Annotated in this window: 39 protein-coding genes, 2 tRNA genes and 2 pseudogenes; 21 read left to right on the top strand and 22 right to left on the bottom strand. The window is 55.9% G+C overall.

Translation table 11 applies throughout. The annotated features are described in order from the left end of the window. Positions 1 to 439 precede the first annotated feature (439 nt). The 3 genes from ACA059_RS17185 (at position 440) to ACA059_RS17175 (ending at position 1577) form a co-directional block, all read left to right on the top strand. Positions 440 to 883 carry a CopD family copper resistance protein gene (locus ACA059_RS17185; RefSeq protein WP_497630223.1) on the top strand — a complete coding sequence of 148 codons (444 nt, stop codon included), beginning with the start codon at positions 440 to 442 and terminating at the stop codon, positions 881 to 883. Between the two features lie 338 nt (positions 884 to 1221). Then, a tRNA-Cys gene (locus tag ACA059_RS17180) sits at positions 1222 to 1295 on the top strand. Positions 1296 to 1490: 195 nt separating this feature from the next. Next, positions 1491 to 1577 (top strand) — tRNA-Leu (locus ACA059_RS17175). An 82-nt stretch (positions 1578 to 1659) separates the two neighbouring features. Here ACA059_RS17175 and ACA059_RS17170 read toward each other — a convergent pair. Together ACA059_RS17170 and ACA059_RS17165 are read right to left on the bottom strand one after the other, a co-directional pair. Then, positions 1660 to 2691 (bottom strand): tyrosine-type recombinase/integrase, encoded by a 1032-nt coding sequence (locus tag ACA059_RS17170; protein ID WP_497630222.1) that lies wholly within the window; start codon positions 2689 to 2691, stop codon positions 1660 to 1662. Between the two features lies 1 nt (position 2692). Beyond that, positions 2693 to 2899, bottom strand: coding sequence for a DUF4224 domain-containing protein (locus ACA059_RS17165; protein WP_461986692.1), 207 nt, complete (start codon positions 2897 to 2899; stop codon positions 2693 to 2695). A 10-nt stretch (positions 2900 to 2909) separates the two neighbouring features. Between ACA059_RS17165 and ACA059_RS17160 the strand changes: the two genes are divergently transcribed. Next, entirely contained in the window at positions 2910 to 3233 is a 324-nt protein-coding gene (locus ACA059_RS17160; RefSeq protein ID WP_497630221.1) for a hypothetical protein, read from the top strand. 646 nt (positions 3234 to 3879) lie between these two features. On the opposite strand, the gene ACA059_RS17155 is transcribed toward ACA059_RS17160, so the two are convergent. Continuing rightward, a complete protein-coding gene (locus tag ACA059_RS17155; RefSeq protein ID WP_497630220.1) occupies positions 3880 to 4380 on the bottom strand; it encodes a hypothetical protein in 501 nt (166 codons plus the stop codon). 64 nt (positions 4381 to 4444) lie between these two features. On the opposite strand from ACA059_RS17155, the gene ACA059_RS17150 reads away from it, so the two are divergent. Further along, positions 4445 to 5107, top strand: coding sequence for a hypothetical protein (locus ACA059_RS17150; protein ID WP_497630219.1), 663 nt, complete (start codon positions 4445 to 4447; stop codon positions 5105 to 5107). Positions 5108 to 5219: 112 nt separating this feature from the next. Here the strand turns inward: ACA059_RS17150 and ACA059_RS17145 are convergent, their stop codons facing one another. Further along, complete coding sequence (locus tag ACA059_RS17145) at positions 5220 to 7022, bottom strand: DNA cytosine methyltransferase (protein WP_497630218.1); 1803 nt, start codon at positions 7020 to 7022, stop codon at positions 5220 to 5222. A gap of 58 nt (positions 7023 to 7080) precedes the next feature. Here ACA059_RS17145 and ACA059_RS17140 point away from each other — a divergent pair, with 58 nt between their 5' ends. Beyond that, complete coding sequence (locus ACA059_RS17140) at positions 7081 to 7473, top strand: hypothetical protein (RefSeq protein ID WP_497630217.1); 393 nt, start codon at positions 7081 to 7083, stop codon at positions 7471 to 7473. A gap of 49 nt (positions 7474 to 7522) precedes the next feature. Here ACA059_RS17140 and ACA059_RS17135 read toward each other — a convergent pair whose 3' ends face one another. Together ACA059_RS17135 and ACA059_RS17130 are read right to left on the bottom strand one after the other, a co-directional pair. Further along, a complete protein-coding gene (locus tag ACA059_RS17135) occupies positions 7523 to 7900 on the bottom strand; it encodes a hypothetical protein (RefSeq protein ID WP_497630216.1) in 378 nt (125 codons plus the stop codon). 4 nt (positions 7901 to 7904) lie between these two features. Beyond that, positions 7905 to 8213: a hypothetical protein gene (locus tag ACA059_RS17130; RefSeq protein ID WP_497630215.1), complete on the bottom strand. Its 309-nt coding sequence runs from the start codon at positions 8211 to 8213 to the stop codon at positions 7905 to 7907. 100 nt (positions 8214 to 8313) lie between these two features. Between ACA059_RS17130 and ACA059_RS17125 the strand changes: the two genes are divergently transcribed. After that, on the top strand, positions 8314 to 8583 hold the full coding sequence (locus ACA059_RS17125; protein ID WP_497630214.1) for a hypothetical protein: 270 nt from the start codon (positions 8314 to 8316) through the stop codon (positions 8581 to 8583). Between the two features lie 32 nt (positions 8584 to 8615). Here ACA059_RS17125 and ACA059_RS17120 read toward each other — a convergent pair whose 3' ends face one another. Beyond that, positions 8616 to 9212: a hypothetical protein gene (locus ACA059_RS17120; protein ID WP_497630213.1), complete on the bottom strand. Its 597-nt coding sequence runs from the start codon at positions 9210 to 9212 to the stop codon at positions 8616 to 8618. A gap of 111 nt (positions 9213 to 9323) precedes the next feature. Here ACA059_RS17120 and ACA059_RS17115 point away from each other — a divergent pair, with 111 nt between their 5' ends. Further along, positions 9324 to 9746, top strand: coding sequence for a hypothetical protein (locus ACA059_RS17115; protein ID WP_497630212.1), 423 nt, complete (start codon positions 9324 to 9326; stop codon positions 9744 to 9746). Here the strand turns inward: ACA059_RS17115 and ACA059_RS17110 are convergent. The 15 genes and pseudogenes from ACA059_RS17110 to ACA059_RS17040 form a co-directional block, all read right to left on the bottom strand. Beyond that, positions 9726 to 10088 carry a hypothetical protein gene (locus tag ACA059_RS17110; RefSeq protein ID WP_497630211.1) on the bottom strand — a complete coding sequence of 121 codons (363 nt, stop codon included), beginning with the start codon at positions 10086 to 10088 and terminating at the stop codon, positions 9726 to 9728. The genes ACA059_RS17115 and ACA059_RS17110 overlap by 21 nt on opposite strands. Positions 10089 to 10163: 75 nt before the next feature. After that, entirely contained in the window at positions 10164 to 10625 is a 462-nt protein-coding gene (locus ACA059_RS17105; RefSeq protein WP_134420190.1) for a hypothetical protein, read from the bottom strand. Continuing rightward, positions 10622 to 10864: a hypothetical protein gene (locus ACA059_RS17100; RefSeq protein ID WP_497630210.1), complete on the bottom strand. Its 243-nt coding sequence runs from the start codon at positions 10862 to 10864 to the stop codon at positions 10622 to 10624. The genes ACA059_RS17105 and ACA059_RS17100 overlap by 4 nt, the downstream gene beginning before the upstream one ends. Then, positions 10861 to 12518, bottom strand: a pseudogene (locus ACA059_RS17095) (YqaJ viral recombinase family protein). The gene ACA059_RS17100 and the pseudogene ACA059_RS17095 overlap by 4 nt, the downstream one beginning before the upstream one ends. Further along, positions 12515 to 13267, bottom strand: a complete 753-nt coding sequence (locus ACA059_RS17090) for a recombinase RecT (protein WP_497630209.1) — start codon at positions 13265 to 13267, stop codon at positions 12515 to 12517. Before ACA059_RS17090 ends, ACA059_RS17095 begins: the two are co-directional and overlap by 4 nt. A gap of 157 nt (positions 13268 to 13424) precedes the next feature. Next, positions 13425 to 13667, bottom strand: coding sequence for a hypothetical protein (locus ACA059_RS17085; protein ID WP_497630208.1), 243 nt, complete (start codon positions 13665 to 13667; stop codon positions 13425 to 13427). Continuing rightward, the gene (locus tag ACA059_RS17080; RefSeq protein WP_497630207.1) at positions 13664 to 13858 is read right to left on the bottom strand and encodes a hypothetical protein; all 195 of its coding nucleotides are present in this window, start codon (positions 13856 to 13858) and stop codon (positions 13664 to 13666) included. Before ACA059_RS17080 ends, ACA059_RS17085 begins: the two co-directional genes overlap by 4 nt. Then, a complete protein-coding gene (locus tag ACA059_RS17075) occupies positions 13855 to 14088 on the bottom strand; it encodes a hypothetical protein (RefSeq protein WP_497630206.1) in 234 nt (77 codons plus the stop codon). Before ACA059_RS17075 ends, ACA059_RS17080 begins: the two co-directional genes overlap by 4 nt. Beyond that, positions 14085 to 14333, bottom strand: a complete 249-nt coding sequence (locus ACA059_RS17070; RefSeq protein WP_497630205.1) for a hypothetical protein — start codon at positions 14331 to 14333, stop codon at positions 14085 to 14087. Before ACA059_RS17070 ends, ACA059_RS17075 begins: the two co-directional genes overlap by 4 nt. A 990-nt stretch (positions 14334 to 15323) precedes the next feature. Next, entirely contained in the window at positions 15324 to 15575 is a 252-nt protein-coding gene (locus tag ACA059_RS17065; RefSeq protein ID WP_497630204.1) for a DUF1654 domain-containing protein, read from the bottom strand. 178 nt (positions 15576 to 15753) lie between these two features. After that, a pseudogene (locus ACA059_RS17060) lies at positions 15754 to 15972 on the bottom strand (hypothetical protein). 204 nt (positions 15973 to 16176) lie between these two features. Continuing rightward, complete coding sequence (locus ACA059_RS17055) at positions 16177 to 16968, bottom strand: hypothetical protein (protein WP_497630203.1); 792 nt, start codon at positions 16966 to 16968, stop codon at positions 16177 to 16179. 43 nt (positions 16969 to 17011) lie between these two features. Further along, complete coding sequence (locus tag ACA059_RS17050; protein WP_497630202.1) at positions 17012 to 17239, bottom strand: hypothetical protein; 228 nt, start codon at positions 17237 to 17239, stop codon at positions 17012 to 17014. Between the two features lie 7 nt (positions 17240 to 17246). Next, positions 17247 to 17480, bottom strand: coding sequence for a hypothetical protein (locus ACA059_RS17045; RefSeq protein WP_497630201.1), 234 nt, complete (start codon positions 17478 to 17480; stop codon positions 17247 to 17249). Positions 17481 to 17500: 20 nt separating this feature from the next. Further along, positions 17501 to 18193, bottom strand: coding sequence for a LexA family protein (locus tag ACA059_RS17040; RefSeq protein ID WP_497630200.1), 693 nt, complete (start codon positions 18191 to 18193; stop codon positions 17501 to 17503). 52 nt (positions 18194 to 18245) lie between these two features. Between ACA059_RS17040 and ACA059_RS17035 the strand changes: the two genes are divergently transcribed. The 13 genes from ACA059_RS17035 (at position 18246) to ACA059_RS16975 (ending at position 26786) form a co-directional block, all read left to right on the top strand. Further along, positions 18246 to 18461: a transcriptional regulator gene (locus ACA059_RS17035; RefSeq protein ID WP_149629759.1), complete on the top strand. Its 216-nt coding sequence runs from the start codon at positions 18246 to 18248 to the stop codon at positions 18459 to 18461. A gap of 587 nt (positions 18462 to 19048) precedes the next feature. Next, positions 19049 to 19552 carry a YmfL family putative regulatory protein gene (locus tag ACA059_RS17030; RefSeq protein ID WP_497630199.1) on the top strand — a complete coding sequence of 168 codons (504 nt, stop codon included), beginning with the start codon at positions 19049 to 19051 and terminating at the stop codon, positions 19550 to 19552. A 168-nt stretch (positions 19553 to 19720) separates the two neighbouring features. Beyond that, a complete protein-coding gene (locus ACA059_RS17025; RefSeq protein WP_497630198.1) occupies positions 19721 to 20584 on the top strand; it encodes a replication protein in 864 nt (287 codons plus the stop codon). After that, on the top strand, positions 20574 to 21380 hold the full coding sequence (locus tag ACA059_RS17020; protein ID WP_497630197.1) for an ATP-binding protein: 807 nt from the start codon (positions 20574 to 20576) through the stop codon (positions 21378 to 21380). Before ACA059_RS17025 ends, ACA059_RS17020 begins: the two co-directional genes overlap by 11 nt. Positions 21381 to 21471: 91 nt before the next feature. Beyond that, on the top strand, positions 21472 to 21942 hold the full coding sequence (locus ACA059_RS17015; protein WP_497630196.1) for a hypothetical protein: 471 nt from the start codon (positions 21472 to 21474) through the stop codon (positions 21940 to 21942). After that, entirely contained in the window at positions 21939 to 22514 is a 576-nt protein-coding gene (locus ACA059_RS17010) for a recombination protein NinG (RefSeq protein WP_497630195.1), read from the top strand. The genes ACA059_RS17015 and ACA059_RS17010 overlap by 4 nt, the downstream gene beginning before the upstream one ends. Then, positions 22511 to 23188: a bacteriophage antitermination protein Q gene (locus ACA059_RS17005; protein ID WP_497630194.1), complete on the top strand. Its 678-nt coding sequence runs from the start codon at positions 22511 to 22513 to the stop codon at positions 23186 to 23188. Before ACA059_RS17010 ends, ACA059_RS17005 begins: the two co-directional genes overlap by 4 nt. 157 nt (positions 23189 to 23345) lie before the next feature. Next, positions 23346 to 23687 carry a hypothetical protein gene (locus ACA059_RS17000; RefSeq protein ID WP_497630193.1) on the top strand — a complete coding sequence of 114 codons (342 nt, stop codon included), beginning with the start codon at positions 23346 to 23348 and terminating at the stop codon, positions 23685 to 23687. A gap of 315 nt (positions 23688 to 24002) precedes the next feature. Further along, positions 24003 to 24212, top strand: a complete 210-nt coding sequence (locus ACA059_RS16995) for a hypothetical protein (protein ID WP_497630192.1) — start codon at positions 24003 to 24005, stop codon at positions 24210 to 24212. Positions 24213 to 24598: 386 nt separating this feature from the next. Continuing rightward, positions 24599 to 24931, top strand: a complete 333-nt coding sequence (locus ACA059_RS16990; protein WP_008075793.1) for a hypothetical protein — start codon at positions 24599 to 24601, stop codon at positions 24929 to 24931. Then, positions 24928 to 25272, top strand: a complete 345-nt coding sequence (locus tag ACA059_RS16985) for a hypothetical protein (RefSeq protein WP_497630191.1) — start codon at positions 24928 to 24930, stop codon at positions 25270 to 25272. Before ACA059_RS16990 ends, ACA059_RS16985 begins: the two co-directional genes overlap by 4 nt. Further along, a complete protein-coding gene (locus tag ACA059_RS16980; RefSeq protein ID WP_497630190.1) occupies positions 25269 to 25766 on the top strand; it encodes a DUF2514 family protein in 498 nt (165 codons plus the stop codon). Before ACA059_RS16985 ends, ACA059_RS16980 begins: the two co-directional genes overlap by 4 nt. Before the next feature lie 411 nt (positions 25767 to 26177). Further along, positions 26178 to 26786, top strand: coding sequence for a hypothetical protein (locus tag ACA059_RS16975; RefSeq protein WP_497630189.1), 609 nt, complete (start codon positions 26178 to 26180; stop codon positions 26784 to 26786). Position 26787: the final 1 nt, after the last annotated feature.

The following is a 26787-nucleotide window of genomic DNA, read 5'->3' as shown; positions in this document are numbered from 1 at the left end:
CAAAAAGCGAGGCGGCCCACCGGCCGGCCTATCCTTCGAGTCCGCTCCAGCAGATCATCGGCGGCGTACACCCAACCCGCACCTGGCAAAAATCCAAATGTGGGAGCGGGCTTGTCGGGGCGCCGCATCGTCGCGAAGGCGTCGTGTCAGTCGATATCAATGTTGCCTGACCCACCGCTTTCGCGAGCAAGCCCGCTCCCACAGGGGGAATGCGTGTGCTTGAAGGCCTTTTCGTCATAGACGGTGCTGGTTTTCCAGCACCGATAGCCGCCGTGACCGCAGAAACGGATATGCACACGAGCCAGGCGGTTTTACGGCTTTCTTGATCGGTATCAACCGCATAACCATGCGGGCTCTGTAATCTCCAGAGACCGACAGCCAGTGCGCTCACCCCCTGTTCGCCGTGGCGCGGGTTGCGTTGACTCAAGGCGAAAACTCCATGATCTATCCGCTGATTCTGACCTTGCACCTGTTTGCCGCGCTGGTCTTCATCGGCACGGTGTTCTTCGAAGTTCTATTCCTGGAAAGCATCCGCAAACAGTTACCCGCCAGGGTCATGCTGCTGGTGGAGCAGGGTATCGGTCGCCGGGCCCGCTCGCTGATGCCGTGGGTGCTGCTGGTGTTGTTCGGTGCGGGACTGGGCATGGTCTGGTTGCGTTACTTGCCAGCCCTTGCCTCACCACTGGCCTCATCGTTCGGCACATTGCTGGCGTTGAAAATCGCGGTAGCCGTGAGCGTGCTGCTGCATTTCCTGGGTGCCATGTTTTTGTTCAAAAGCGGCCGAATGAGCCCGCGATACCTGCACTTCATCCATGGCAGCCTGTTCTGCCACATGGTCGTTATCGTGCTGCTGGCCAAGGGCATGTTTTACCTAACGTGGTAATCGGAGGCTGGTGCAGACACTGGATGCATCCGGGCGAAATAATCGGGGACGATTGGTATTTGCATGGGGACTGGGGCATTGAACCGTTGATCGTGGCAGAACACATAATGGACGATCCCGGCCGGGAGGGCTGAGCAACCCCGTAGAAACATAGAAACCACCTGACGGATTTTTTTTTGAAATCAAGGGGTTGCCAGCCTCGGGAAATCAGTACATAATTCACGCCATCGAAAGCACTGATCGCTGAAAAAGCTCAATGTTTTCAAGGAGTTAGATCACGTATCTGATTCCAAGTTTGTACGCGTTTGATGTTGTGCTACATGACATCTGATGCTTGAGGCCGAGTAGCAAAATGGTTATGCAGTGGATTGCAAATCCACCTACGCCGGTTCGATTCCGACCTCGGCCTCCACTTTAAACGAGCTCCGTAGATCTATGATTTACGGAGCTTTTTTATTTGCGCTGTCTTGCAAGATTTAGTCTTGAAAAGGGCAGTCGCGAACTTGCTTCGCCGGAGCGGGATGTATATATTTCCCCCTCTGCTGCACAGGCGTCAGAATTGCCAGATCGTTATTTGACAGTCTTCAGACGGCTTCACCGCGCTACCGCCCGAATGGCGAAACTGGTAGACGCATGGGACTTAAAATCCCCCGCTCGTAAGGGCGTGCCGGTTCGATTCCGGCTTCGGGCACCATCTAAAATCAAGGGTTTGCGGGCGAAAGCTGATGCAAACCCTTGTTTGTTTCTGGTCCGCTATTTTAGAGTTGGTCCGCAATTCACTTAGTTGGTGAGACTTTCTTGCCCTTACGGTTGCGGATGTACTGCTCCGTCATAACAACGGTAGTATGCCCAAGTTGATCCTTGGCCTGCATGATGTCGCCACTGGATTCTGCTTTGTCCGTACCGGCCTTTGCGCGCAAATCACGCAACTGAAACTCCGGCTTGGATACTCCCGCGGCCTCCCTGGCCATGTCAAAACGCCTGCGCAACATCGCCACCGTCATCGGTGCGCCATCTTCTGACACGATTAGCCGCGTCGAGCGGACCTTGTGCCCGGACTTTCTGGACATGATTCGATCAATTAAAACCTTGAGTTCACCGGTAACCTCGATTCGCCGCTTGGCCTTTGTTTTTCCCTGAAGCACCCAAATTTGGCCGCCACGGACATCCCGTTCGTCCATCAGTCGAGTGTCGGTCACCCGTTGACCCGTCAGATAGGCAAGGTCCATTGCGTCACGGAGTCCTGCGTCCGCCTTGTCATGCACCCGTTTGAATAGCTCGTCCTCAACGTAGGTGTCTCGGCCGGTTTCCTTGTTGCCCTTGATGCCAGCGCATGGGTTGGCCAGAGACGTGTAACCCTTGTCCCTGGCGTAGTTCCATATTGCGCTGAGCAGCGCCTTTTCTCGATTTGCTCGGACCGGCGCCGCCTTACGCCAGGTGAGGTACTGGCGAACATGTAGCGGCTCGATCGTTTCCAGAGGCGCCGGCGGATCATCGAAGAACGCAATCAGGTTCTTCATTTCCCGTTTGTTGTCTAGCTGGGTGGCTTTGCCCTTGGTGGGAACGATGTCGACCATGTACTTTTCGGCGACGTATCGGAAGGTGATCACCTTGGAGACCAGGTCGGTCGCGGTCCGATCACGCTCAAACTTTGCGTACTCCATGATCGCCAGGCCATAGTCGCTGCCCAGCGGAATCTCTTTGCGGTCCTTTCCGCCAGTGTCGTAGTAGTAGAAAACCCGGCCACTGGCTTTCTTGCGCTCTCGCAGCCTGGCTATAGAGCCGGGTTTACTTGGTCGTCTTCCCATTTCAGCTTGCCTTGCGTGATTTCCATGCGGTTTTTTCTGGCTCGAACATACCGACGGCAGTAACAGCCATCACAGTTACGCTTGGCCACCCGTTCATCTTGATGGTGTGCCTGACGCCGTTTTTCTTGAGGTTAAGAATCTGTCCTGCCTTGGTCCGCGCGCCGGTCAGCTCGCAAACCTCCTGGTGCGATAAAAATTGAATGCTCATGAGCTGTTCCATGCCGCGCGTGGCGGCAGAAGGTGGGGAGGTTTATGGTTTTTCTGGGAACCACTCGGTGTTGTATTCAAACTGGCTCACCAACTCCGGTGTGATGCTGGTAGCTGGCTTCGGCTACTTTGATCTTGTCGCCCAGGGCGGTGCAGGCGTAGCGGAGTTGGTCGAGCGTCAGCGTTGCCACCCAGTCATCGGTGCTAATGCTTTGTTCGTGGCCAAGGTGGCACTTGATTGCAGGCATAGAATTTCTCGCCAACCGCACTGGCAGGTCGTTAAAATTTACATGGGAGAGAATTGGTGGAGTGCTAAACTGACGTCTAAAGGCTAGACAACTATGTCTACATGACTTGCAGTTATTTTATTTCGGGATGAATATGGATATACAACATATCGACAAAATTAATTTCTCAATATCATCGAACGTGACCATTTTTCTGGTTTCCTTTGTGGTTCCGGGTTTTTTGTTTTGGTACGCGTATGAGCCAGCTCTTTTTGAAAGGCTGGATTTTTTTAAGCTGCTAATGCTCTCTGTGGCTGTTTGTCTACCTACCTTTTTAATTAATTTTGGTACCACTGCGTTAATGCAGCGTGGGATATCCCATAGTTATCCTGATATTGTAGAGTTGTGGGGGGCTCCGGTCGATTGGTATGTAAGGCATGGGTTTAACAATGCTATAAATTTGTACACTGTAGTGTTTTTTATGTGGTTGTTCGATCTAAGAGCTTTCGGTATAGCGTGTTTGTTTTTATCTTTTATTGCGTTCAATTTCTTACTAGAAGTGGCTACCTATAAAATGTTTTTAAAGCGGCCTAGTACTCTTTGGGGTGTTTGGCTTGTTCAGTCATCGCCACCTGTATCAAAGGGTGATTGATGTTGTTTGTTTAATTGAAAGTTGGTTTTTCTTGTGCCGCTATAGCGGCTGACGTTGAAGGGGGAGGGAGTAATAGATGTTCGGCGTACAGATGTACTCCTGTCAGGCAGCGGCTGATGTTCCGGCTTTCTTCTGCTGGCTCGCCTTGAAGCGATCGTAAGGCCCATCAGGCAGGGTAGCGATCTTGTTTGCAGCCTTGATCAGCAGATCGCCGAGGGTTTTCTGAGCCTTCGGCGTGAAATACCTGAAGCGGGAGCCTTCCGGGAAGTAGGCGTCATGAGCCATGCGAGTGCAGACAGTTGATGCCTCATCGAGCCCACGGCTGCGGCCGTATGCGATCAGCTTCTGCCGCTCTTCTTGATGCTCATCAATCCGCTGATCCGCTACGTTCAGGCGCAGCTGCAGGGCTTGTTCGCGAGCTTTGACGTCCTCGAAGTGCAGCGCCAGCGTGCATGCGAAGTCGCCGGCCAGCCGCTCGTTGATGTACTGGCGGTAGTCGTGACGCTTGAGCACGGTCTTGAACAGGTTGTCGATATAGCCGCGTCCGCCATCTGGCGTGTTCAGGTCAAAGCTGGGCTCGACCGGTTTGTTTTCTTTTGGCATGGGGGCTCCCTGGCGTTGCTGATGGCTTGGTAACATCAGCACATTTGTACGAGTGGATGGAAGCATGAAGGACAGGATAATTTGGTGTGGGTGCGCTTTTCTTTTTGGCTCGGGTTTTATCGCGGGGAAAATGAGCGGGAGCACTGATTTTTTTAAGGTTGCAGATATCCATGACTTATTTGAGATTGCGGGCGCCGGAGCCACTGTTATCGCAGCATCAGTTGCGGTCGTGGCTATGGGTAGTTGGAGAAACCAGTTTGTATATGGCGAAAAATATAAAGCTATTCGTGACTTTCATGCTGCTTGCAAGAACTGCTTGAATTCATATTGGTATGTTTCACAGGGGTATAATTTACTTCCTGAGGTATGGGCCAATAAAGGAGCGGAAGACTGGTTTCATGAAGAAACCGACGCTTCTAGAAAAGATATGAATGAGAGCAATGATGCGATTAATGGTGCCTTTACCGTGCTCCAACATCATCTGAATGATGATGAGCTCAACACTATTTCTGATAATTATTGGCGATTTGTCGATGAGGTAAGGAGTGGATACTCCGAGGTTATAAGCTTTTCATCGCAGTGCGGAATCATGCTGGTTGAGCCGACTGAGCGGTATGAAGAATTTATGATTAAAGGTATGCGTCGTCGTGATTCGATCATGGAGGCCGCTTCTGAACTTCAAATAAAAGCGGATGAATTGTTTGCGAAGTATGCACGGCCAACTTGATAAAAAGCTCATCAGTAAATTTACTCGCTAAGATACCTTTCAAAGTTGTAACCGTTATTGGTAGGTACGTGAAGCGGTGCAAAGGACTGCTCGCGGAAGGTGCATTAGTTCCTCACGCAGCCAGAAATTGGTAAAGCTCAATAATGTCGGCTGCGTTTGCGGCGACCAGTGCTTCCGCCTCATCCGGACAAACGCTGTTGCCGATTAGTCGGACCTGGTCCGTCTTGTTGATGTCGCGCCACTCTTCGGCACCGGTGACCGGATCGATGAACAGCCCGCGGTCGATGATGTATTCCTTGTCGAAGCCCTGCGCCGCTTTCAGTTCAGGCGGTTGCAGCATGCGCAGGGTGATATCCACCAGGACATAGCCGCCAACCATCACCATTTCGGCGGGGTCTTTAAAATGCTCCGGCAGGTATTCGTGCATGAAAGCGGCACAGCGCCGGGCGCCTTGCATCTGTTCCGGAGTTAGGGCGTCCGGTACCTGTACAACCTCGACCAGGGCGACACGGTCCTTCGTGGGCAGAGTGTGCATCGGCTCAGTGAGCGAAATGCCGTCCTTCTCGTTGCCGTAGTACTTCACCAGGTAGGCGCTGGCCAGCCGCTGATTGGCGCCGGACTGGCATATGGTTGAAATCGGGTCATAGGCCGATCGGCCGTCGCCTTTGTAGTACCCGCCGTTCGCCTGTTCGAAGAATGCAGCCGATACAGCATGGTGCCCGGTGGTGGTAGCGACCACACCGAGTGGGTTGTCGACGTCGGCGCCGACAGAGCCTTTTCGCAGCGTCACCATGTTCGCCGCGGCCAGCGCGAAGTGCCCGCCCTTGACCTGGGCGACTTGTGTGCGCAGCGGCTCGACCGCGCTGAAGTTGCGCTGCGCTGAGCCGTTGGCGCACTCGGTGAGGAATGGTGCCGCCACCGGCTGGACCAGAGCGTGCTGTGTGCCGCCGGCGCTGATCGTCGACAGCGCTTCGTCAACACCGTGAGTGCTGGTGTGTGATTCCGAGGTGCCGCGCATTGGGACAATGAAAGGCTTCGCGCTGGTCAGCACGTGACGCCAGCAGCCCTTGGCTACGCGGCGCATGGTGTTCTCTGCCATTGGCTTATCGCGGAATATGGTGCGACCGAGGTTGCTCCAATCGATGCACTCGGCGGCAGTGCGCCAAGGTTGCTGTTTGGCGGTTGGCACCTTGTGGCGCTTCGGCGCTGGCCAGACGATCGGCTTGCCGTCGCTTCGTGCCACCAGATACAGGCGCTTGCGGATGGTCGGTGTTCCGGCGTTGGCGGCGATGCGCTCGCGCCATTCGACGTTGTAGCCAAGGCCACGCACCAGTGCTTCCATCGGCACGAACTCCCCGATGGCCTGCATGATCTCCGGCATGTCCGGGTGATCGACGGGAAGCCCCACGCTGATTGCAGCAATGAACGCCTTGAAGGTACGCCCGCGCTCGGCCTTGATTGGCTGGCCCTCTTCGTCGATCGGTCCCCAGTCGCAGAACTCCTCGACGTTCTCCAAGAAGAGCAGCCGCGATTTGGTGATGAATAGCCAACGAATCACCACCCATGCCAGTCCGCGAACACCTCGGTCACGCGGCGCACCGCCTTTCGCCTTGCTGTGGTGACGGCAGTCAGGGGACGCCCAAATGATTGCAACTGGCTGGCCGCCGGTTGCTTCCCGAGGATCCACCTCATATACATCGGCAACGTAATGCGCTGTCTGCGGGTGGTTGGCGCGGTGCACGGCCAGGGCGATCGGGTTGTGATTTACCGCCACGTCCGGCTCCCGATACGCCCGGGCGATGCCGGTGCTGGCGCCACCGCCACCGGCGAACAGGTCAACCACCAGTTCTTTTTCGAACGGCAGGCCCATGCTTGGCTGGCCATGGATGAACTGGGGTTTCTGTTGTGCGGACATAGAGATGCCTCGTCGCCAAACGGCTACAGTGTTTTGTGGTTAAGGTGGAGGATTCGTAATGCTGAAAGGTGCAGAGGATTCGGAGCGAATCGCTGAGTTTTACGAGTACATCCAGGATGGCGGCGCCAGGGAGGCTTTCGCACTACTGGTTGGTACTTTCACCTGCCTGAAAAGTGTCAACTGCGGGACGGCCATGCAGGGAAAGGTACGCTCTGTTGCTGTCAGCCAGGGTGATGCGTGGTGCTTTTCGATCATGCCGTCACGCAAGAAGCTGCTCTTTCATTGGCGGCCGCCAGTTGTTGACCGGTATCGACCTCAGATAGAGGCAATAAAGGCCCTTTTCCCAGAAAACTTTACCGACAAGTCACACAAAGACGCGGAGCACTGGGCAATCAGCATTGAATCGATTGAAGAGGCTTTGCGACTGCTGCTCATCCTCGACCTCAACTGATCCTCGCCGGCTGGCGTGATTCGAGAGTGAGTGATTGAAAGGAGGAGAATTAGGCGGCGTAAGACTTTTCGGGAGCCCAGTCAGCAAACCCGACCTTTGGCACACCTGTTTTTGCATTCAAGATCGGCTTTTTCTTGGCATCGACGAGCACCGCTTTGGTCCTGATCTTTAGATCACGGCAAACGATGCTCGCTCTCGCCATCTCCATGAACTGTTGCGCGTACTGGGGGGCATCGAACATCGGAGACAGCCGAACGCACTTTTTGCTGGCCATGATTCTTGCCACCGCATCCTCCACTGCCTGCTCCCATTCAGGGATGGTCAACTCAACCATCTTTCCGCCGTCCATCTTGTAGGTATTGGTGTGCTCTTTGGCCTCTTCGCGAGCCCAGTTCTCACTCATTCCGAATACGGCAAATGTGCTCATGGCATCACTCCAGGCAGTCGAGGGCTTTTTGCAGCAACTCGTTCGGTGAAAGCTCCCGGTCGTCCGGGTCCATTGCGCGACGAATCCACACGCAGGCGGTTTCCATGTAGTCGCGCAGACTGTCCGCTTCCTCTTCGGATTCTTCGTGGGCACTTTCCAGGCGGCGAATGTCTTCGCGCAACTCTTCGCGCTCCGCGCTCGGGTCGATGCTCTGCGCGGTGAGCCGACGGGTCAGTTCGGCGGCGGCCGCCGGATCAAGCGCGGCGTAGTGCAGGCACTCTTCGTCGCTTAACGCATTTGCGGGAATGCTCATGGGCAATCTCCAGGCAGACGCCTGCCTCGCCGGCTGGCGTGATTTGAGTTTGTGGGCTATTGCTTGATGGCCCGGCATGGAGCCGGATCAAGGAGCGGATATGTCGAACAAATATTGGCAGTCGGAGCTTTGGGGCGAAGATCCTGCGGATGTATGCCAGAAGCACCATGCTGAGCGTGGCTTTGTCATCACGGTTAGGGTCAGACGTCAGAGCAGGCATGAAGGCATAATGTTGACCCAGCTGTTTCATCCCAGCGGAACGAAACACTCGGAGCATGTTTTCGATATCTCGGACGATTCTGACTATCAGGCGATCCAGCAAGGTATCGGTCATGGTGAATGGCTAGCTCGCGGAACCCGGCCGAAATAAGCATCAAGCTCAGCGCAATAGGTGAGAGTGGGTCAGGCGGTAATGCGCTCGCCGATTACCTTGGTGGTAAACGTTACTGAATACTCGGTGGTCAATTCGAATTGTCCGCCGCATGTATCGCAGTCCATGCTCTTGTCGCCGTAGTCCTCCGACTCAAGGTGGATGGCCGTGGCGCAGTGCGGGCATTTGCATTCGTCCTGACCGCAATAGTCCCACTCGTCGTAGTCGCTCTCGGCGACCTTTGCCAGCGCCTCGGCTTTGGCATTCGCATCTTCGGCGTCTTGGCAGGGCTTGCAGGTAAAGCCGTCCGGGTGGCCCCATGGTGTTTCGGTGAGCTTCGATCGGTGAGTGCTGCACAGCCGGCAAGCGTCGTGCTTGTCGCAAACGATGTAGCTCCAGCGTTCACCGGCGCCGTTGCATTGAGCGCAGCCAGACACCCAATACCAGACATTGTCGATCCGTTCGGCGTATAGCCCGACCTCAGGCGGATCCAGCCTAACTTCGGGAAGTCCGTTGCGGTGCGGCTTGCCGTGCAGTGCGTGATTCCAGATGTTGGTGTTGCCAGATTGCAAGCGTTCAGTCCACTCGCCGGTGATTTCCGGAATCAGGATCTTCGTGTTCTTGTCCACGGTGAATCTCCATTCAGGCGCCGCCCTCCGTGACCGGATAGTGGCAATTTGGTAGGTAATGGTGTTTGATGCGAGCGGTTACCGGCACGGAGCCGGCTCAAGGAGTTTCAGGTGGATGTAGTAGATTTTTTTCAAAAATATAACGGCACTTTAGCCGTTCTGATATCGGTACTGATTGCTCTTATTGCTTTTTATAATTACATAACTGTAAGGCGTGCTGAAGAAAAAGGGAGGCAGTATGATCGTTATCATAGATTGCTAGAGGACTTGAATATAAGTCCTCAAGGGGATGCTCCATTTATCGACAGGCAGATTGCTGTTGTGTATGAGCTCAGAAACTTTCCTGAGTATTACCCTGTTACTGTCAGAATATTAAAGCGTTCTTTGGCTCATTGGAGATATCTTGAACAAACTTCTAAGATTCTGAATAATCGAGTTAATACCCTTTTTTCCGAGGCGGAACTGACTCTGAAATTTATTAAAGAGTATTACGAGGTTAGAAGTTATCTTTGTCTAAATGATAACGCCGGGTGATGTTTCATCCCCAGGATCGCGTTGTAATTCCTTCAAGCTTTCAGCTCGGAACATTCGCGACACCTTTTCGCTAATCTCATAAGGTGTCGTGACACAACGGAGCATCTTGGCCTGGGTTTCGAAGTCGGCGGCGATGAGGTTGATCAACAGCCGCTGGTGAATGTCCTGCTGGTTGTTGATGCCGTGAGCGGCCATGACCCGCTTGAGGTCAGGCTTAAACACGCCGGCGACTTCAACCGTAAATTTCTCGACGCCCAATGCAGCGTTCTTCTCTGCTTCCTTCTCGCGCTTGCGGCGCTGCTTCAAGGCTTCCGCCGTCGGCTGCTGCTGTTCCTCGGCCATGGCCAACTTCTTCTATGCCACTGGCCGGCAACGCCAGCCAGGTTTGTCGTTTACGTTGTTGGATGCGGAAACGTCTCACGCTGCTACCTTGACCTGATTCCAGGCCCCGACCGCTTCAAAAATCCGCGCTGCATGAGCTTCGTCGAGCGACAAGGACTCCGGAATTGCGATCCAACCAGAAGCCACCATCTGGCTTTGATTGGCTGAGTCGCGCAGCTTCTTGTAGCAGTGCTCGATTACGTCCTCCAGGTGGTCGGAGAGGTAAACGCCGTCTGGCGCCACCTCTATCGACTTGCTGTACCGGTCGCCGCGGGCATCAATGCAAAGAGCGCTGAGGTAGATCGTCCAGCGGTGGGGGATGCCACACACCGCCTGGCCAATCTTCCCGGGAGCGATGTTCTTCAGCGACTTGTAATTGATCATGCCCTGATGACCGCTGGGGTCGATGTTCACCACTGCGACGTGGTTGGTGGCCAGCAGCGAACGACACGATCGGTCGATGCGGGCCTTGAGGTTGTGAGGTTTGCGTTTACTCATAGTGAGTCCGCCATTTTGCGAAGTGCCAGTCGCTCACCCCTGGTCAGTGGCTTGGGTTTGCGTCTGAGGATCGTCCTGGGGTCTATCGTTTCAGGGCGCTTTGCAGGCTCCGGATTGATCGCCGGACTTTCTCCGATTGTGAACTTTCCGCCAGCGGCCAGGTGTTGATGGACCTGACTTGAAAGCTCCAGCGCTTTCTCGCGCCGGAACTCGATGTCTGATTTGAGGTTGCTGATCATGCGGCTACCTTTACCAGTCTCACGCCGGCCATGCTGAACTTGGAACCTTGGTCGGCGACAAGCGAATCGAGCGCTTCCCAGTTGACCGCCAGCATCGATATCGGGGCCTGACCGTATGTCACGGCCTTGATCAGAGCTTCCAGATCGAAGACTTCAGCCTGCAAATTCACAGGATGGGTGGCTGGTGCTGTCACCGGTTTGGATACAGCCTGTTGAACCGCGCCGGCAGCTCTTACTGGCGCCGGTGTCACAGTAGGTGCGGATGCACAACCGGTGGAGGCTCAACAACAACCGTGGCGGCCTGCTTCGCCTTGTCCTCTTCGGCGATCCGCTGCAGCTCCTCCTCACGAATCCGCTTACGAGTGGCTTCGGCTTTCTCTTCCTCGGCTTTCTCATGTTCCGAGATCCGAAATTTGATCAACGTCACCAGGTCGTCATTGGCCTTCGTTACCAACTGCTGAATGTCGCTGAACAGGAAGGCATGGTCGGCGGCGAGCTCGGCCAAGCTGGTCAGGTTCAGACGAATGCAGTCAGCCGCCTGGCTGGCGTCGATCTTCGCTCGGGCCAGCTCGGTATCCACGGCATCCTGAAGGCTGGCGATGGTGCGCTTGTTCTTCATGGCGCCCGCGAAGTCCGCGGTCACCGCCGGCAGAACCACTTTGCCCAGCGTCTTGTTGATCGCGGCGATGTGATCGAGCAGGGCTTGTTCGGCCTTCTGCTTGATGTTCGTTTTGACCAGCAGTTCCTGCGCCTTCACCAGCTTGTCGACTTTCAGGCGAGTTTCGCGGGCATGCGCGGAGACACGATCCAGCGACGAGAACAGTTCGTCGATGGTCTGGGTTTGGGACAGCGCCTGCTTTTTCGCCGCCGCGACCGCTTCCTCAACATCACCGCACCACTTCACGGCCTTCTTTGCATCTGCGAAGTCTTGGTCGGTTGTCAGGGTGGTCTTTACCGAGTCGATGACCGCCAGCGCTGATTGCTCGAACACTTTGAGGTTGCTGGCGGTAACCATGCCCGTCAGTTCAATGCGCAGCGCTGGCAATTCGTCAGGCGCCTTGCCGACGACAATCGAGGGAGCGTCGGCCATCTCGAAGTTCGCCAGATCAGCCTCGAACTGTTTCCAGCCTTCGACTAACTGCTCGGCGCGGCCGGCGACCGGGCGATACTCCATGCTGACGAAGTTCTCGGCGGTTCCGTCCGAGCAAACGAAGATCACGCGCTCGGCGCCACTCACCAGAAGTTGCTGCTCAAGCTGCCAGTAGTAATGGGGGGCGAGGTCTTCGGCCTTCACCTGGGCGACCAGTGATTCGTTCCAGAGCTTATGTTCGAACAATGTCTCGCCGAGCATCGTCGCACCGTCCATTGAGGCCAGCAGGTTGCCCAGTGTGCCAACAACCGGATACAGCTCTTCGCCGATCATCGCTTCAACCAGAGGACGGGCCGATGCTTCGGTGGCGTGACCCTTGTCGAAGATGTACTGCTGCGACGGGGTGACGTCAGCGACGATGCCGGTCTTCTTCATCGCGAGCAGTTCGGTGCGGGTCTGGTATTTCGACGCGCCTTTCATTGCCGGCGCTTCGGATGCGGTGAAGTGCTTGGCGCGCAGTGCATGCCACTCGGCGGAGCCTTGGGCAACGTTATGAATTTTCATGCTGCTTCACCTTCGAGTGGTTTCAGCTGGTTGATGGAATCAATCTGTTCGGCTGTCAGCGTGTATTTGCTACTGACGGTGGCGATCACTTGCTCAGGGGACTTGCCGCCCTCGATTGCCTTGCGCCATTTCGGAAGGTTCTCGGCCAGCTTTTCATCTGGGTATGCCTCAAGCTCAGTCGGTGCCGCGATCTTGGCTACGCTGGCGAGCTGCTGGCCGTTCTCCCGCTCCTTCGGCATGTCCTGCAGCTCTTCGGCCACTGGCATGCCGCGCAGTACGTCAGGGAAAACGTCACGCAAGGCGAAGGCCCGGGCGCGCATCTGGCGCATGCGTTTCGGGTGCTGTGTCCAAGGGCCTTGTTTGCCCATCAGGCCTGCCGTTTTTGCATCTTCCATGTCGAAGGTGCGGGCCTGCTCGTCTTCGCCGCGGCGCTTCACTCGGCAGGTTGCCGTGTGGCCGTCGTCGCTCTCGTAGACGTACTCGCAAAGAGGGGAGCCGCGTACCAGGGCAATCACTGCGTCACCCCAAAGCGCTGGCCGTCCGTTGATGACCGCGATGTTCTGCATCGCTTGCAGCGGTTGCAGGCCCAGCTCAAGCCCCCACTGGATGGCGACCAAGATGTTGCCCGGGTTGCCGAGAAACTCTTTCGGCACGATGGTCGACTTGGCCAGGATGTCGGCGAAAGCCATTGCCTCGGTAAGCGACGACGGCGTCAGACTGAAACTTTGTTTTGTGGTTAATTCGGACACGACAGAATCCTTGCCGCGATGCACGCAGCGTTTGAAGGTGTGGGTTATTGGGTGAGCTGGCCGGAGTAGGCGCTTGCCAGCATCCAGGCAGTGAAGAAGAGCAGGGCAACGGCTGAGCCGCGCCAGAACCAAAAGCGCTTTGCGCGCTGGTAGGAGGTCATGGCATGCACCATTGACTGCCGCAGTAGTAGCGGCCGTCATCGAAGTTCGGCGGCCCGGACTTGCGTCCGCACCCACACTCAACCTCTTCGTCGACCTCTTCTTCGTCGGCAGCTTCTGGCTGCACATCGCGCTGGCAGTTCGTGCCGTTACAGTGCGGGCATTTGGTGCCGGTCAGATTTCCGTATGGCCCAACCCAGTGGATGCCGAGCCTGTTGCAGTTATTGCAAATCATGGTCATGGCCGAACCCTCACCGCGATCCGGCCGCCTTTCATGGTTGCCGCCAGACGGCGCGGTAGGCTGGCGACCAGGGCTTCGCGAGACCTGCCAATCACCTCGTTGAACGGTAGGCCGAAACCCAGCAGGACCAGCTTCGATTCGATCTCGTCGAGCTGCTCGTCGATCAGTGATTTAACCGGTGGGGTCGTCATGCTGCTGCTCCCTGCTTGTTCGACTCGTTGTAGGAGGAGTAAATCTGATCGATGCGGGCCCGGTAGTGGCGCTGCTCGGCGTCGTCGATCACGCGCAGCAGGTATGCCAGCGTGATTACTGATGTCGCAGCTGAACTGGCGTTTGGTTTGCCCAAATCGCGGATCATGTTGTTGATCTCGCCTTCGATCCAGGTGACTGCCGTCTGATGGTCGCGTTGTTCAATGTTCACGCGGCGCCTCCTTTTGGCGGACAGACTTCTTCCATTTGAGCCATGGCCAGGCCAATGCGCCGTTTGAGACTTTTACGATCTTCCAACTCACGATCTGCGCGCTCGGCCAGCGCTTGGGAGCGCAACAAGGCCACAGCTTCGTAGTTGTGGAACTCGTCGGGGTTGGCTTTCTTCGGTCGACCGTAGTCGTCGTAGCGCCTGTCCCACTCCCGGGCCTGCGCACTGTCTGCATAGCTGGTTGCCATGGTCGCCTCCAGAGTGGCGGGTGTTGATCCAACAAAACTCGGCTGCACTCATCCGTTCCGCTGGTTGCCGTTGGGCGCGGAGGGGAGTGCATGCGAGTGGTGCCGGAATAGAAGTGGTTGCCGGTTACGCTGTCCGGCTCCAGCGTTGACGTCGCGATAAACGACCTGGCCAACTGGACGATGGTGATGCAGGTGGGCGGTTATAGGCCGCAGTTTCGTCCGCATCGGTCTGCACTCAACCCAAGCTTCTTATGGGCGGCCTGCCAGCCACGTTATGGCAGTAACGCTGAGTGCAGACCGATGCGCTCTCATAGAGAGGATCGGGCAGTTTTCGTCAGGCTGACGTGGCGCTGGTTGTTCAGTCGAGATTCCGGATGGCGATCGTGCAGCTCAGCAACACTGACGGCACCCGGACGCAACCAATGATGGAGCAACTGGTTACCTCCATATCTACGGCCATTCCGTGACCTGCACATTCCCGGACAGATTTGTTCAACTCTGCCGCAAGGCGCTTCAGAGTTGCCTCCGCATCCTTTAGCTCGTTATTTCCCATTACCGTCTCCCCGGTTGTTTTCCCAATGCACCCGTCACCAGGTGCATCAGTGAAACTTTCCGCCGTGATCCGCTGCTGGCGTCGATCACTGGCCTATTCCAAATTGTTCTTCCAGCCGCGGGCCTTTCGGCTTGTTCTCCCGCTGGATAACTGTTCTTGGCGTTTTACGCTGCACGCCCGGGTCAGTTGCCAACCCTCTGAACCGTTGAGGCCGGTTCATCGCTGCCTTTGAATCTGGGCCGGTGGTGATCCGGCAAGGTGAAGCAGTGGAGCTAAAGAGCGGGTGATGCGTGTTGCTTTGCTGTCTCGACTTACGGTCCCGATGTGGGGACTGGGTTTCGATGGAGTGAATATAAGCATGCTTATTCTTGTCGTCAATAAGCTTGCTTATATATTTTTATTCAGGCGATAAAAAGCCCGCTCAATGGCGGGCTAATTCAGGCTTCGCAGTACTCTCGCCACCCAATCCTTACCGCGCCGCTCTCAAGACGCTCCATGCGTATCCCGCTGGTCTCCTCAATCTCTTGAAGGACTTGCTGCCATGCTTCGGCGGGTTCTGCTTCAAGCCGGGTGACAGTGATGGCCTGGACCTTTTGGACGCCAGGCGCAGCTATCAAACGCTGGATGCGCCGGCCAACCAATTCATATGAGTCTCTGGCTTGCGAAACGGGTGACGCGATTTTTGACATGGAAAGCTCCTTGCTAAAGCTGTATGTATATACAGTATTGTTCCTGCCATATTTTGGCAAGAGACATTGACCTATCTGTTTCGGCAGCAGGGGCTTGCAAGCACCTTTTCTCCTGGCACAAAAAAGCCCGCGTGGCGGGCACTATTTTGTTGCGCATATCTGGAGGAGGGTGCTGCGATCAATCCGGCCCTTGAGTCTTTAGCCTGGCCAGGCCTTGTTTGATGTGCCCTGTGTACTCGCCGATGGCGTTCAGCGCGCCGCGGACGTTGTCGCCAGTCTCGGCATGGCCTTAGCTCTCAACCAATAAGGTCAGCACCATCAGCGCAGCCTTAATGGCGAGTTGGTTGTGATGCAGGTGTTCAAGAACATCGGGGAGAGAGTATTCGGGGGAGGGCATGGCTTCGAATCCGTTCGATAGAACTGAGAGCGTAGCAGGGGAGGGAGGAACGAAAAAGCCCGGTGCTAGGCCGGGCTCTCTGTAGATGGGGCCAAATCCCTTTGGCTGTTCGCATTGTGCTTGGTAGGTGTGACGAAGACGTGACAGGGCAGGATGAAAAAGCCCGGCGCTGGGCCGGGCTATAAAATCGGGGAGGATAGATCTCTATTCTTCAGGCGCATCGATAACGTCGATTAAGCGACTGATGGTGTATAAAGCAACGCGACCACCATGAATTGTTTGGACGATAACGTCGACAAGATAAGCTTTTTTGAACAGGAACTCTGTATCTAGCGCCATTTTCTGTTTGATGCTCTCATCTGCGAACCTGACGCTAACAGCATAATCCGCAAGATCGTCGATTCGCCCCTTGTCACCGGAATTTCCACTCAGCTTTTTGCTGGCTCTATCCCAGTAGAAAAGAACAGCTTCAATTGGCTGGCCAGGAAGAACCTCTTTTATTTCACCAAGCCTGCTCTTGGCAAACCCCAAAACGCCACGCGCTTGGGACTCATTGAGCGATATATTGATATTGAAGGTTCCGCCTGAAATGGTCCCAATGTTCATTTGCGCTCCATTATCATGAACCGTTGGCTTCACGATATTGGAGATATTCTTCAGTGTTTTTTGCTCGTCGGCAACAGCTGGTCTCACTCCGCTGGAGATCATCCAGTCGATTAGTGCTTTTAGGTAGGCAGCGAAATCTGAAACGCCCTTGATCCCATCCAGCAAAGGAATCGTGCCAGCAAAGATCGGCATGAGATCAGAAATAATACTTCCGTCACGGACAGAGCTAACCGCCAGCTTGCATGTTCCGCGCTCGGCTTTCGACTGATAGAGCGCCATGAACTGCTCGTATTCATCAGCCATTGCCATCAGGCCGGCGGAATAGATCTCAGCTGAGACTGGCTTCTGATTTTTGATCTCATATCGCAGGAGATCAGGTTGTACATCCATGTTTCTCTCCACTGATTAAGAATCCCTGACGCGCCATTTGTAGTTACTCAGCCTTCCCCCGCACAATCCCGCCATCCCGGACCTCGTCCGCCAGCGCCGCAATCCGGTCCGCATCCTCATAGAGTTTCGCAATCAGCTTCAGGACGGCTATCGGATCGACATCCCGGCAGTCCTTGGTGATTCTGAGTACTTCGTCTGGGGCTTGCTCGATAACAAGCCCTAGAGCCTTGAGTTCGCGGCGCAGCTCTTGGTTGGGCTTGGTGAGGGCCATGTTGACCTCAGGCTATCGATTCAGGATTTTTGGCGGATATTTCCACCGATCGAGCATTAAGTCTTGCTTCGCCAGCCTTGAAAATAGTGATCAGGTGATGGATGGCCTGGGCATCGATCTCATTGCCCGCCAGGCTGAGTCGCTCAGCAATACGCTTTAGCTCCACCGCTGACCACTTCAAATCAGAGGCGACACCCTGGAGGTCGCGCTTCAGGTCTTGCTCTGGTTTACTGAGCCCCATGATCAAACTCCCTCTGCCATCTAAAACTTCTGAAGCGCCCGCACAACAACACCGACGATTCGACAGTCCTCAGTGAACGGCTCGATTCTCCAGGCTGGGTTCAGTGGCTTGAGGAACAGTTTGCCGCCGTCATTGACCAGCTTCTTGAAAGTCGCCTCATTGCTATCTGGCAGCTTAGCGATCACCAACTTGCCGGGAGCAGCCTCAGCTTCGGTATCGACAAGAATCAATGTCCCCTCAGTGATGCTTTGACCGACCGGAGAAGTCATCGAATCGCCTTTGACCTCCAGCCAAAACGCAGCACCCTTCGAGTCGTACTCTGAAAACTCGTATCGATCGGAGAATCCGGCAGGGTAGGGCTCAACCGCCTCTGCCCAGGCGCCGGCAGCGACCCAGCTGATTACCGGGTAACGGTAGGACTCGACCTGCTGACGCGCATCGCCGACGTTTGAGTCGGTCGCCACTGAATTGATCATCTGACCAATATTCTCAGATAGCCAGATGGCGCTCACGCCGCACGCATGCGCAATTTTCGGCAGGTGCGCGCTTTGTAAGTTCTTTCCAGTTTCCAACTGCGAGATCACCGGCTGCTCAACCCCAGCCTTAAGAGCGAGAGCCTTCTGCGTCAGCTTGGCGTGAATTCGTGCGGATTTGATTCTTTCGGCGAGTGTGCTCATCCGCTGGAATTTATAAGTTCCCTTATCGGCTTGCAAATAAGTGTCCTTCTACTTAGGATATAAGCAGGCTTATCAGGAGGGATCTCAAATGACCCCCATCGAAAGGCTCGTCGACCACTTCGGCGGGCAAACCAAAACAGCTCTGGCTCTCGGCGTATCTCAGGCTGCGGTTTCGTACTGGGTGTCTGGCATTTACTTGATGAGCGCAGAGAAGGCATTCAAGGCAGAGGAGCTTACAGGCGGTGAAATCACCGCTCGCGAACTCTGTTCTCGCCATCAGCCAGCTCGTAAATCAGCCGCCTAACCCAGCCCTGTCACACCGAAAGCGGAAGTGAACCTATGGCCTACGACGATAAAGCGCACCGGCACGAGCACCAGGTGAAGGTGCGCCTCGATGACGAAGTCTTTCAGGAACTGAAGGACGTGCCCGCGACATGAAGCTGCAACACAGCGTGCTCAGCCGAGAAATCATCGAGGCCGCGCTTGAGGTCAAGCGAACGCTCGGAGAGCTGCCGTTTGAGCTGGAGAAAAGACGAGCCTGAGAAGGCCATAGAGGGGGATTCATGCCCAGTGCAGTAGTGGAACTCAGGAAGGGCGCAACAGAAGAACTGGCGCGATGGGCGTCGGAGATCGGAGTCACCCCGGATGCCTTGGCCTCCGAGCTTTTGCGACTGGCAATGCCAGGACTCAAGAAAGCGATCTGCGACAGCGCACCACCCGAAAGCAACGTGGTTGCCTTCCCGCCAAAGCGGTGATTCACAGCCCTTATTAGGGACCGCATAACGGGAAGGGTGGGTCGGTACCAGCTTTCAAGATTGGCGCTGGTCCCTGATTCGGGACTGGAAGTAGAGAAGGTCATGGATACGTCCCTGATCAGTTGATGAACGAATCATGAACAGTTTCGCGCAAAGGGAAAACCAGACGATGAGCGGCAAAACTCTAGATACACGCAAACAAGTAGTTGTCGCGGCCGTCAAGGCATTCCCTGGCGGACGTGAATGCGCCGCCGCTTTCATCGGCGAAGAAAATTTCAAGCGGTTCGAAAATCGAATCTATGAATCGGCCGGCATGAAGCCGCTGAGCGATGGCGAGGTTTGCGCCATAGAGACAGAGGCGAAGACTGCACATCTTCCGGACTACATCTGCTCAATGTATGGCGGTGTGTTCGTTCGAATTCCAAAGGCTGAGCAACTCGACAACGTCGATCTGTACCAGCGCGCACTGGCCGCGTCTTCTCAGCGTGGCGAGCTTGATCACATGGTCGCGATGGCATTGGAGGACGGCGAGATCGACGCCGCAGAAGCCAAGAAGATTCGCGCACTACACACAAAATACCTGTCGGCCAGCCTCGAGGCTGTGGCGGCAGTGATCGAGTTACACAAGGTGAAATCCTAAATCCCAGGCAATAAAAAGCCGGGGTAGTGACCCGGCTCTTTGTACAACGAAATGGAGCCAGTATATGCAGACCCAACCACAAATCAATACCCCCTCCAATGTCGCGACACGTTTTCATAATTCACAAAACGTGTCGCGCCTCAAATCTCGTTCTCAGGGAGTCAAGCAATGACCCCCGACAACATCATCCAGCTGAACAGCAGCAGGGGATTCACCCGTATGGACAACAGCCTGATGGAGGCTTTGGCTACGGTTGACCTGCCAGCGCGCGAACTGCGCGTTCTCATGGCCATTGCACGGCAGACCATCGGCTATCAACTCGAAACCAAGCGCCTGACCGCCGACGATATCGGCAAGCAGACCAACATGCGCCGAGACGTCACGTCGAAAGCGATCAGTCATCTCCTTGAGCGTCGAATCATTTTCCGGGTAGGGGGAAGCCGAGGTGATATCGGGATTTCCCCTATTCGCGAGTGGTCCTTCTACGAGGAAAAACCTGCCAATCTCACTGAGACCAAAACGTCTCACTCAGCCCAAATCGTCTCACTGAGACCTGATGTGAGTGAGACCAAAACGGCAACTTGCCTTCTTTATACAAAGAAAGAACCCCTATTAACTCTTCCTGCGGAAGAGATTAATCCGCCCCAAGAGCAACCGGAACAACCGAAGCCTGATCGCAAGGCTCCGTTCGGCATGACTCAGCTGCTGGCCGACAACCCGCACAACGTCCCTGAGCAACTGCTGGCCGACTGGCTAACCCAACGCAAGGCCAAGCGCGCCGCCGTCACCGCCACCGTCTGGTCAACCGTCAACGCTGAGCTGGCCAAGTGCGTCGAAGCCGGGATCACCGCCGCCGACGCGATCACCGAGGCGCTGACTTCTGGGTGGCAGGGTTTCAAAGCGTCCTGGGTGATCAAGCGCGTGGCCGAGTCGACCCTGGCACCGGTCGCTCAGTCCCGTCACACTGGCTTCGCTGATCGCAACTACACCGACGGACTGATCCAGCGGGAGGACGGTAGCTATGCGTTCTGAGCCTGTTCCGACAACCCCTGAGTTCCCGCCAGGAACTCGCATCCAGCCCGCCGACTGTGACACCCACGGTGAGTTCGAGCAGAAGATTTTTTCGGTCATCGGCCGCGAGCTGAAGACCGGTTGCCCCGAGTGTTCCCGCATTACCCAGGACGCGACGGATGAGTCCGAGCGCCAGAGCAAGGCGCTGATGCTCCGCATGGCCATGGAGCGCAAGCTTGGTTCAGCGCTGATTCCGAAGCGCTTCGCCTGCAAGACCTTTGAGGGCTACGTGGCCACCACCGCCGAGCAGCACAAGGCGTTGAACACTTGCCGTCGATACGCCGGCGAGTTCTCGCAGATCGCCGAGTCGGGCCGTTGCCTGTTGCTGCTGGGCAAGCCTGGCACTGGCAAGACGCACCTGTCTGTGGCGATCGCCAACGAGATCATGGCCCGATCGAGCGCCACCGCCGTGTACCGCACTGTCGGCTCAGTCTTGCAAGCCATCCGCGCTACCTACGACCGGACCAGCGAGCAGAGCGAAAGCCAAATCCTGTCGAGCCTCATCAGCCCATCACTCCTGATCCTCGACGAGATCGGTGTCAGCAAGGAAAAGCCCAGTGACTTCGAGCTGACCACGCTATTCGCAATCATCAACGGCCGTTACGAGGAGCAGCGCCCGACGGTGATCGTTTCCAACCTGGATGCCAAGGCATTGCCGGCCGCGATCGGCGAGCGGTGTGCGGATCGTCTGCGGGAGGGCGGGGTGATCGTCATTCCGTTCGAGTGGGAATCTCAGCGCGGCAAGGAGGGTTTCTGATGATCCCTAAATCCACAACGACACTGGCCTGCACCTTTGCCGGCTTTGCCATCGGCGTGTTCTGCGTCCTGATCACAATGGCGGTGACGGCATGAGCGACAAGATCAGCGTAAACAGCCAGGCCAAGCTCACTGAGGCAATCACCAGCCTGACCACGATGTACCGCGACAAGAAGTTCGTCGTGGTTTCCCTGCGCCCGGGCAAGGACCGCACCCTCGACCAGAACTCATTGTGGTTTGGACTTTACAAGCGCATCGCCGAGATGACTCAGATCGGCGACGCGGCCGATGCCCGACGCTACTGCAAGCTGCACTTCGGGGTGCAGATCCTGCTGAACGAGGACTCAGGGTTTCAGGCGGCGTGGTACCGCGTCATGCGCCATCTGCCCTACGAGGAGAAGCTGGCCATGATGGGTGAATGCAAGTTGTTCGGCCCTGACGGCTTTCCCGTTACCAGTCTGTTCAACCGCGCCCAGGGTATCCAGTACACCGACCGAATCGCCGGATTCTTCACCGGCCAAGGCGTGGTGTTCACCGATTTGCTCAGCAAGGAAGCCGCATGATCGCCAAACAACCCAAGCTGAAGAAGTGCAAGAACCCGGCGTGCGGCATTAGCTTCCCGCCGCAGCGACTGGGTCAGGCCGTGTGCGGTCCCAAGTGTGGTCTGGCCATCAAGGACGTGAATCGAGAGAAGGCGCGTAAGTCGCTGGCCCAGATCGAGCGTAAAGAGATCAAGGTCCGCAAGGAGAAGCTGAAGAGCCGGGCGGATCACCTCAAGGACACGCAGATCGCCTTCAACGCCTGGGTGCGTGAACGGGATGCCGAGTTGCCTTGCATCAGTTGCGGCCGGCACCACCAGGGCAAGTACGACGCAGGGCATTACCGCACCGTCGGCAGCAACCCTGCGCTGCGCTTCGAGCCGCTGAACTGCCATCGCCAGTGCTCGCCGTGCAACACCCAACTGTCCGGGAACATCGTGAATTACCGCATCGCACTGGTTAAGCGGATCGGTGCCGAGGCCGTCGACTGGCTGGAAGGCCCGCATGATCCGAAGAAGTACACCGTCGAAGAGCTGAAGGCGATGACCGCCGACTACCGGGCAAAGACAAGAGAACTGAAGAGGGAAGCAGCATGAAGCTGATCAATGCTAGACAGGTATGGACTGAGTCGCAGCACGAATCGAACGCGTCGATCAGCGCCGTGGCAATCGACAAGGCTGAATCGGCACCGGTGAAGGCCGGCAACCGGATGCGCCGCCATGAGGCCGTGTTTGCCGCCCTGGGCGACGACAAGGAAGAACGCATTCAGGTCGTTCGGCAGAAGATCAGCATCAGCGAGACGCGCCGCACACCGATTGGCCGGTCCACCGCCCGCGCAGCGCACCTAGCCACGATCGGCAAGGTCCTGCGCGCCATCGACACGCTGCCGTTCCAGGTTCAGCAGTTCGGCCACTACCTGTACCACCCGGCGCTGACCATGCGTCACGTCATGAATGCTGTGCTGCTGATCACCGCTCACGCCAAGTTGCCAGACCTCACTTCAGCCAAGCGCGTGAAGGCGCAGTACCTGGTGACCTTGGCGCTGCAATCGTACAAGGGGGAGATCGTCGGGGCGGCAGAATGGGGGCCGGCTCGGGTCGCCGCCGAGATGAAGGCCTTCTTCGGCGTGACGATTGATCCGAAGAACTGGACGCGCGATTGGCTCGACCTATGGGGATCCCTGAAAGAAGTCATCAAGGAAGTGGATATTCAGGCACAACAACCGGTATGGCAGGTCATTCACTCGGAAAAAGAAGAAGAGGCAGCATAATCATATTGACATGACGGGGAATTGCGCGTACTTTTCCCATGGTGCGCAATTCACGCAACACGCACAGAGTTAAAGAAAGCCCGACTTCTGCCGGGCTTTTTTGTGCCAGTGAAAAAGTATTAGCCTCTATTTCCATTGTTAGAAATAGAGGGGCTTTATGAGTTTTAGTGGTATTGCTGAGCAAATCAGCGCGCTTGGTGCGCAGTTCCCAATGACTGCGATCATTGCTGGCGTCCTAACCTATGCATTGTTGGCAGGATACAAACGTAAATACTCTGATGGTAAGTGGATTGCGGCTTTGCTAGTTCTGCTAGTGTTCTGGGCGTTCTTTCCGCATGGCTACCACGCCCTTTTCACATCTGATATGCCGGAGCTGCTTTTTGATCAAGCTATAAAAGCACCTTCGCAAAAGGCGCTTTTCCTGGCAGACATCATCTGGACGGTGATTGGCGCGATTATTGGATGGGTGCTTTCCAGTAAGTTCGATCCGCACTACTGATCTAAAGTTGCGCCAAAATTACGCGAAAAAGCCTCGCCTTGTGCGGGGCTTTTTTATGCCTCAAATCCACTGCATCCAGGGCAGCCTTCGGGAAGGCCTGGACACTGATAAGCCGGTAGTGCAGTGCTACGAGAAAACACCGGCAGCCCGCGCACCTTGGCCGTACATGCTCCAGGGTGGCGTGAGACTGGACTGCGAGATCGATGCAAAAGGGCGTCGACGCAGAGAAGGTCTTCGGCAGACAGGAGGGGAAAGGCCCTCGCACCTATTTCGAGCCTCAGCATCTGCTGGGGCTTTTTCGTTCTGGAGGTCAAAATGAAAAGCGAGTACCGCCAAGCTGTGGAGTCTGTCATCGCGCAGGAATTGAAACTGGCGGAAGTTTCTCAGAAGTATGAAGAGGCCGCCGCGAAAGAAAGTCAGCTGTCAGAAGCGCTGCGCCACAATCGGGAAACTCTCGTCCGATACGAGGCGCGCGTTTCTGAAATTGAAGCGGGCCTAACTGCTAGAAACCTAACCCAGTCTTGAGAAGTGTCGGGAACTGGATTTCGCCTTTTGTAGCTTTGGTCTGTCTCTTCGTGTCTACGACAAGCAGAAGATCTTTGGTTGAGTCGAACTCAGTCTCCAAGTACAGCCTGCTACACAAGCTTTCCGCGGTTTCGTTCGCTTCGAGAGCATAAAACGAAGACGTTTCGGCCCACGGATGAGTGCTGGCAATTTCGTGAACTTTCTTCACGAAGGAGTCGTATCGACTCTGGTAAGTCGCGTCCGATTTGAATCTGAACGTAATCACGAAATTTCCCATGGTGCGGTCCATCGTCTTTGCTGTAGGGGTTATGACGATAGCACGGTGCCATATGCCCGCCACTGCGCGGGTTTTTTTATTCAATCATGCCCACCACGGAGTCGAGCGCATGGAGCTTCTCTACCGCCTGCTCGACAGGTTGGATACATGGTTTACAGCCGGACTGCTCGGGGCCATCGCTGCGAGCTGGTGGCACCGGGACGACCTGGTCGACCGAAAGGCCTGGGTGATCTTCATCTTCTCGGGTGCTGCCTGCGCTCATTACCTTACGGGCTTGGTCAGTACCTACTTGGGTGTGGTCGAGCCTCGCAGCGTTGCCGGTATCGGCTTCTTGCTCGGCACCTTCGGCGGATCGCTGATCGCTGCAATCACACGAGCCATCAAAGCCGCTGACCTCTGGGCGTTCATCCGCCAAAGGTTCGGGGGAGGCAACCCACCATGAACTACGAATTGATCAACTCCATCGCGGTCGGCCTGATTTCGTTGTGGGCGACCTGGTGTGTACTGAGCGGCAAGGTCAGGGACGGTATCCTCGGCAAGCTGATTTACTCGACGATCGCCATCAGCGGATTCGTGGTGATGGTTCGGAGTCAGAACATCTTCTTCGGTCCGACCACGGCTGGTTTGACGCTGCATGTGTCTCTGGCCCTGGCCGGCGCCCGCCACATCTTCATGGTCACGTACTGGCAGCCGGTGAAAGCCTGGCTCTGCCGGACGCTGAACTGTGAGCACTGCATGACCTGCGACAAGGTAGGTAAGGCATCGGAGAGAAAGACCCCATGACTCTTCTGCGGATGGTTCCGGCGTGGTTGTGGGTCGTCCTCGTTGCGCTGGCATCCATCGGCTACCTCTCGTTGCGGCTGGATAGCGTGAAGGCTGATCGTCAGCTCGTAGCAACTGAGCGGGACACGGCCAATGCCCGGGTGACGTCGCTTGGCAACACTCTTCGCCTGCAACGACAAATCACTGATGACATCAACCGAGTCTCCGACGATGCGAAAGCCAAGACTGAACACGTTACGGCTGCCGTTGCTATTGCTGATGGCCGGGCTCGCAGCCTGCAGCAGCAAATCACCGATCTCATTGCCGCCAGAAAGTCCTGTACTGCCGAGGTTGCCAGCGGAAGCAAGGCAAGAGCAGACCTTACCGTTCTGCTCGCCGACCTGCGTAGAAGCGCTGACGAAAGAGCGGGAAGCCTGGCAGAAGCGCTTGACCGAAGCCGAATAGCTGGCTTTGCGTGTGAGGCGGCATATTCGGCCGCTCAGAAAAGCAGGTAGTCCGCGACACGTTTCGCGAATCAGCAAATTGTGTCGCGACATTGGAGAAGGTTGTGAACCTTCATGCTGTGACGCGTACTCGTTGATCAGGTGGCGCCTATAGTTGGGGCTCACAGCCTCGAAAGGTAAGCGTCATGACAAAGCGTGAAGACAAGTTGGTGAAAGTCCACAGAGTCAGGTCGGCCGATGGCCAAGAGTTCGATATTCAGGAAATTCAGGAGTATCTGATATCTGGGAGCGATAGGCTCGCCGGGTACAAGAGGTTCCAACAAGCCAACGGCCGAGGTGTAAATCGCCTGGACAATGGTGATTTCGAGCTCGTTACTATCGGAGTGGTTGCTTCTCCTATTTAGTTTTTTCTCAACGAACACTGCCCTGCGAAAGCGGGGCTTTTTGTTTTATAGGTGTGACATGACAACCAAGCAACCCGATTGGGAGGCAATCGAGCGCGCCTACCGGGCCGGGTTGCTTTCCATTAGAGAAATCGCATCGACCCAAGGCATCACCCACGGCGCTATCAACAAGCGCGCCAAGCGGGATGGCTGGGAGAGAAACCTCAAGGCGAAGATCCAGGCCAAGGCTGACGCACTGGTATCCAAACGGACGGTATCCACTGCGGTATCCACCAAACAAGCGGATACCGAAAGAGAGATCATCGAGGTAAACGCCGAGGTCATTGCGAACATACGCATGGCTCACCGCGGCGATATCTCACGCGGCCGACGCCTCACGAACAAACTGCTGGATGAGCTTGAAGGACTGACGGACAACCGCCACCTGTTCGAAGATTTGGGCGAGCTGATGCGCTCCGAAGACGACAACGGGCAGGACAAACGAAACGACCTGTACCAGAAGATCATCGATCTGCCGGGTCGCTCCAAGACGATGAAGGAAATGGCCGAGACGCTGAAGACCCTGATCTCTCTGGAGCGCCAAGCCTACGACCTCGACACAAAATCTGGCGGCAATGACGCCGACGAGCTATCAAAGCTGATGGACGATCTATCGAAGGAAGCCTGAC

The organism is Pseudomonas sp. LBUM1647, from assembly GCF_059716175.1.
The sequence above is the reverse complement of the archived record's forward strand: the minus strand, read 5'-3'. Positions and strand labels throughout refer to the sequence as shown.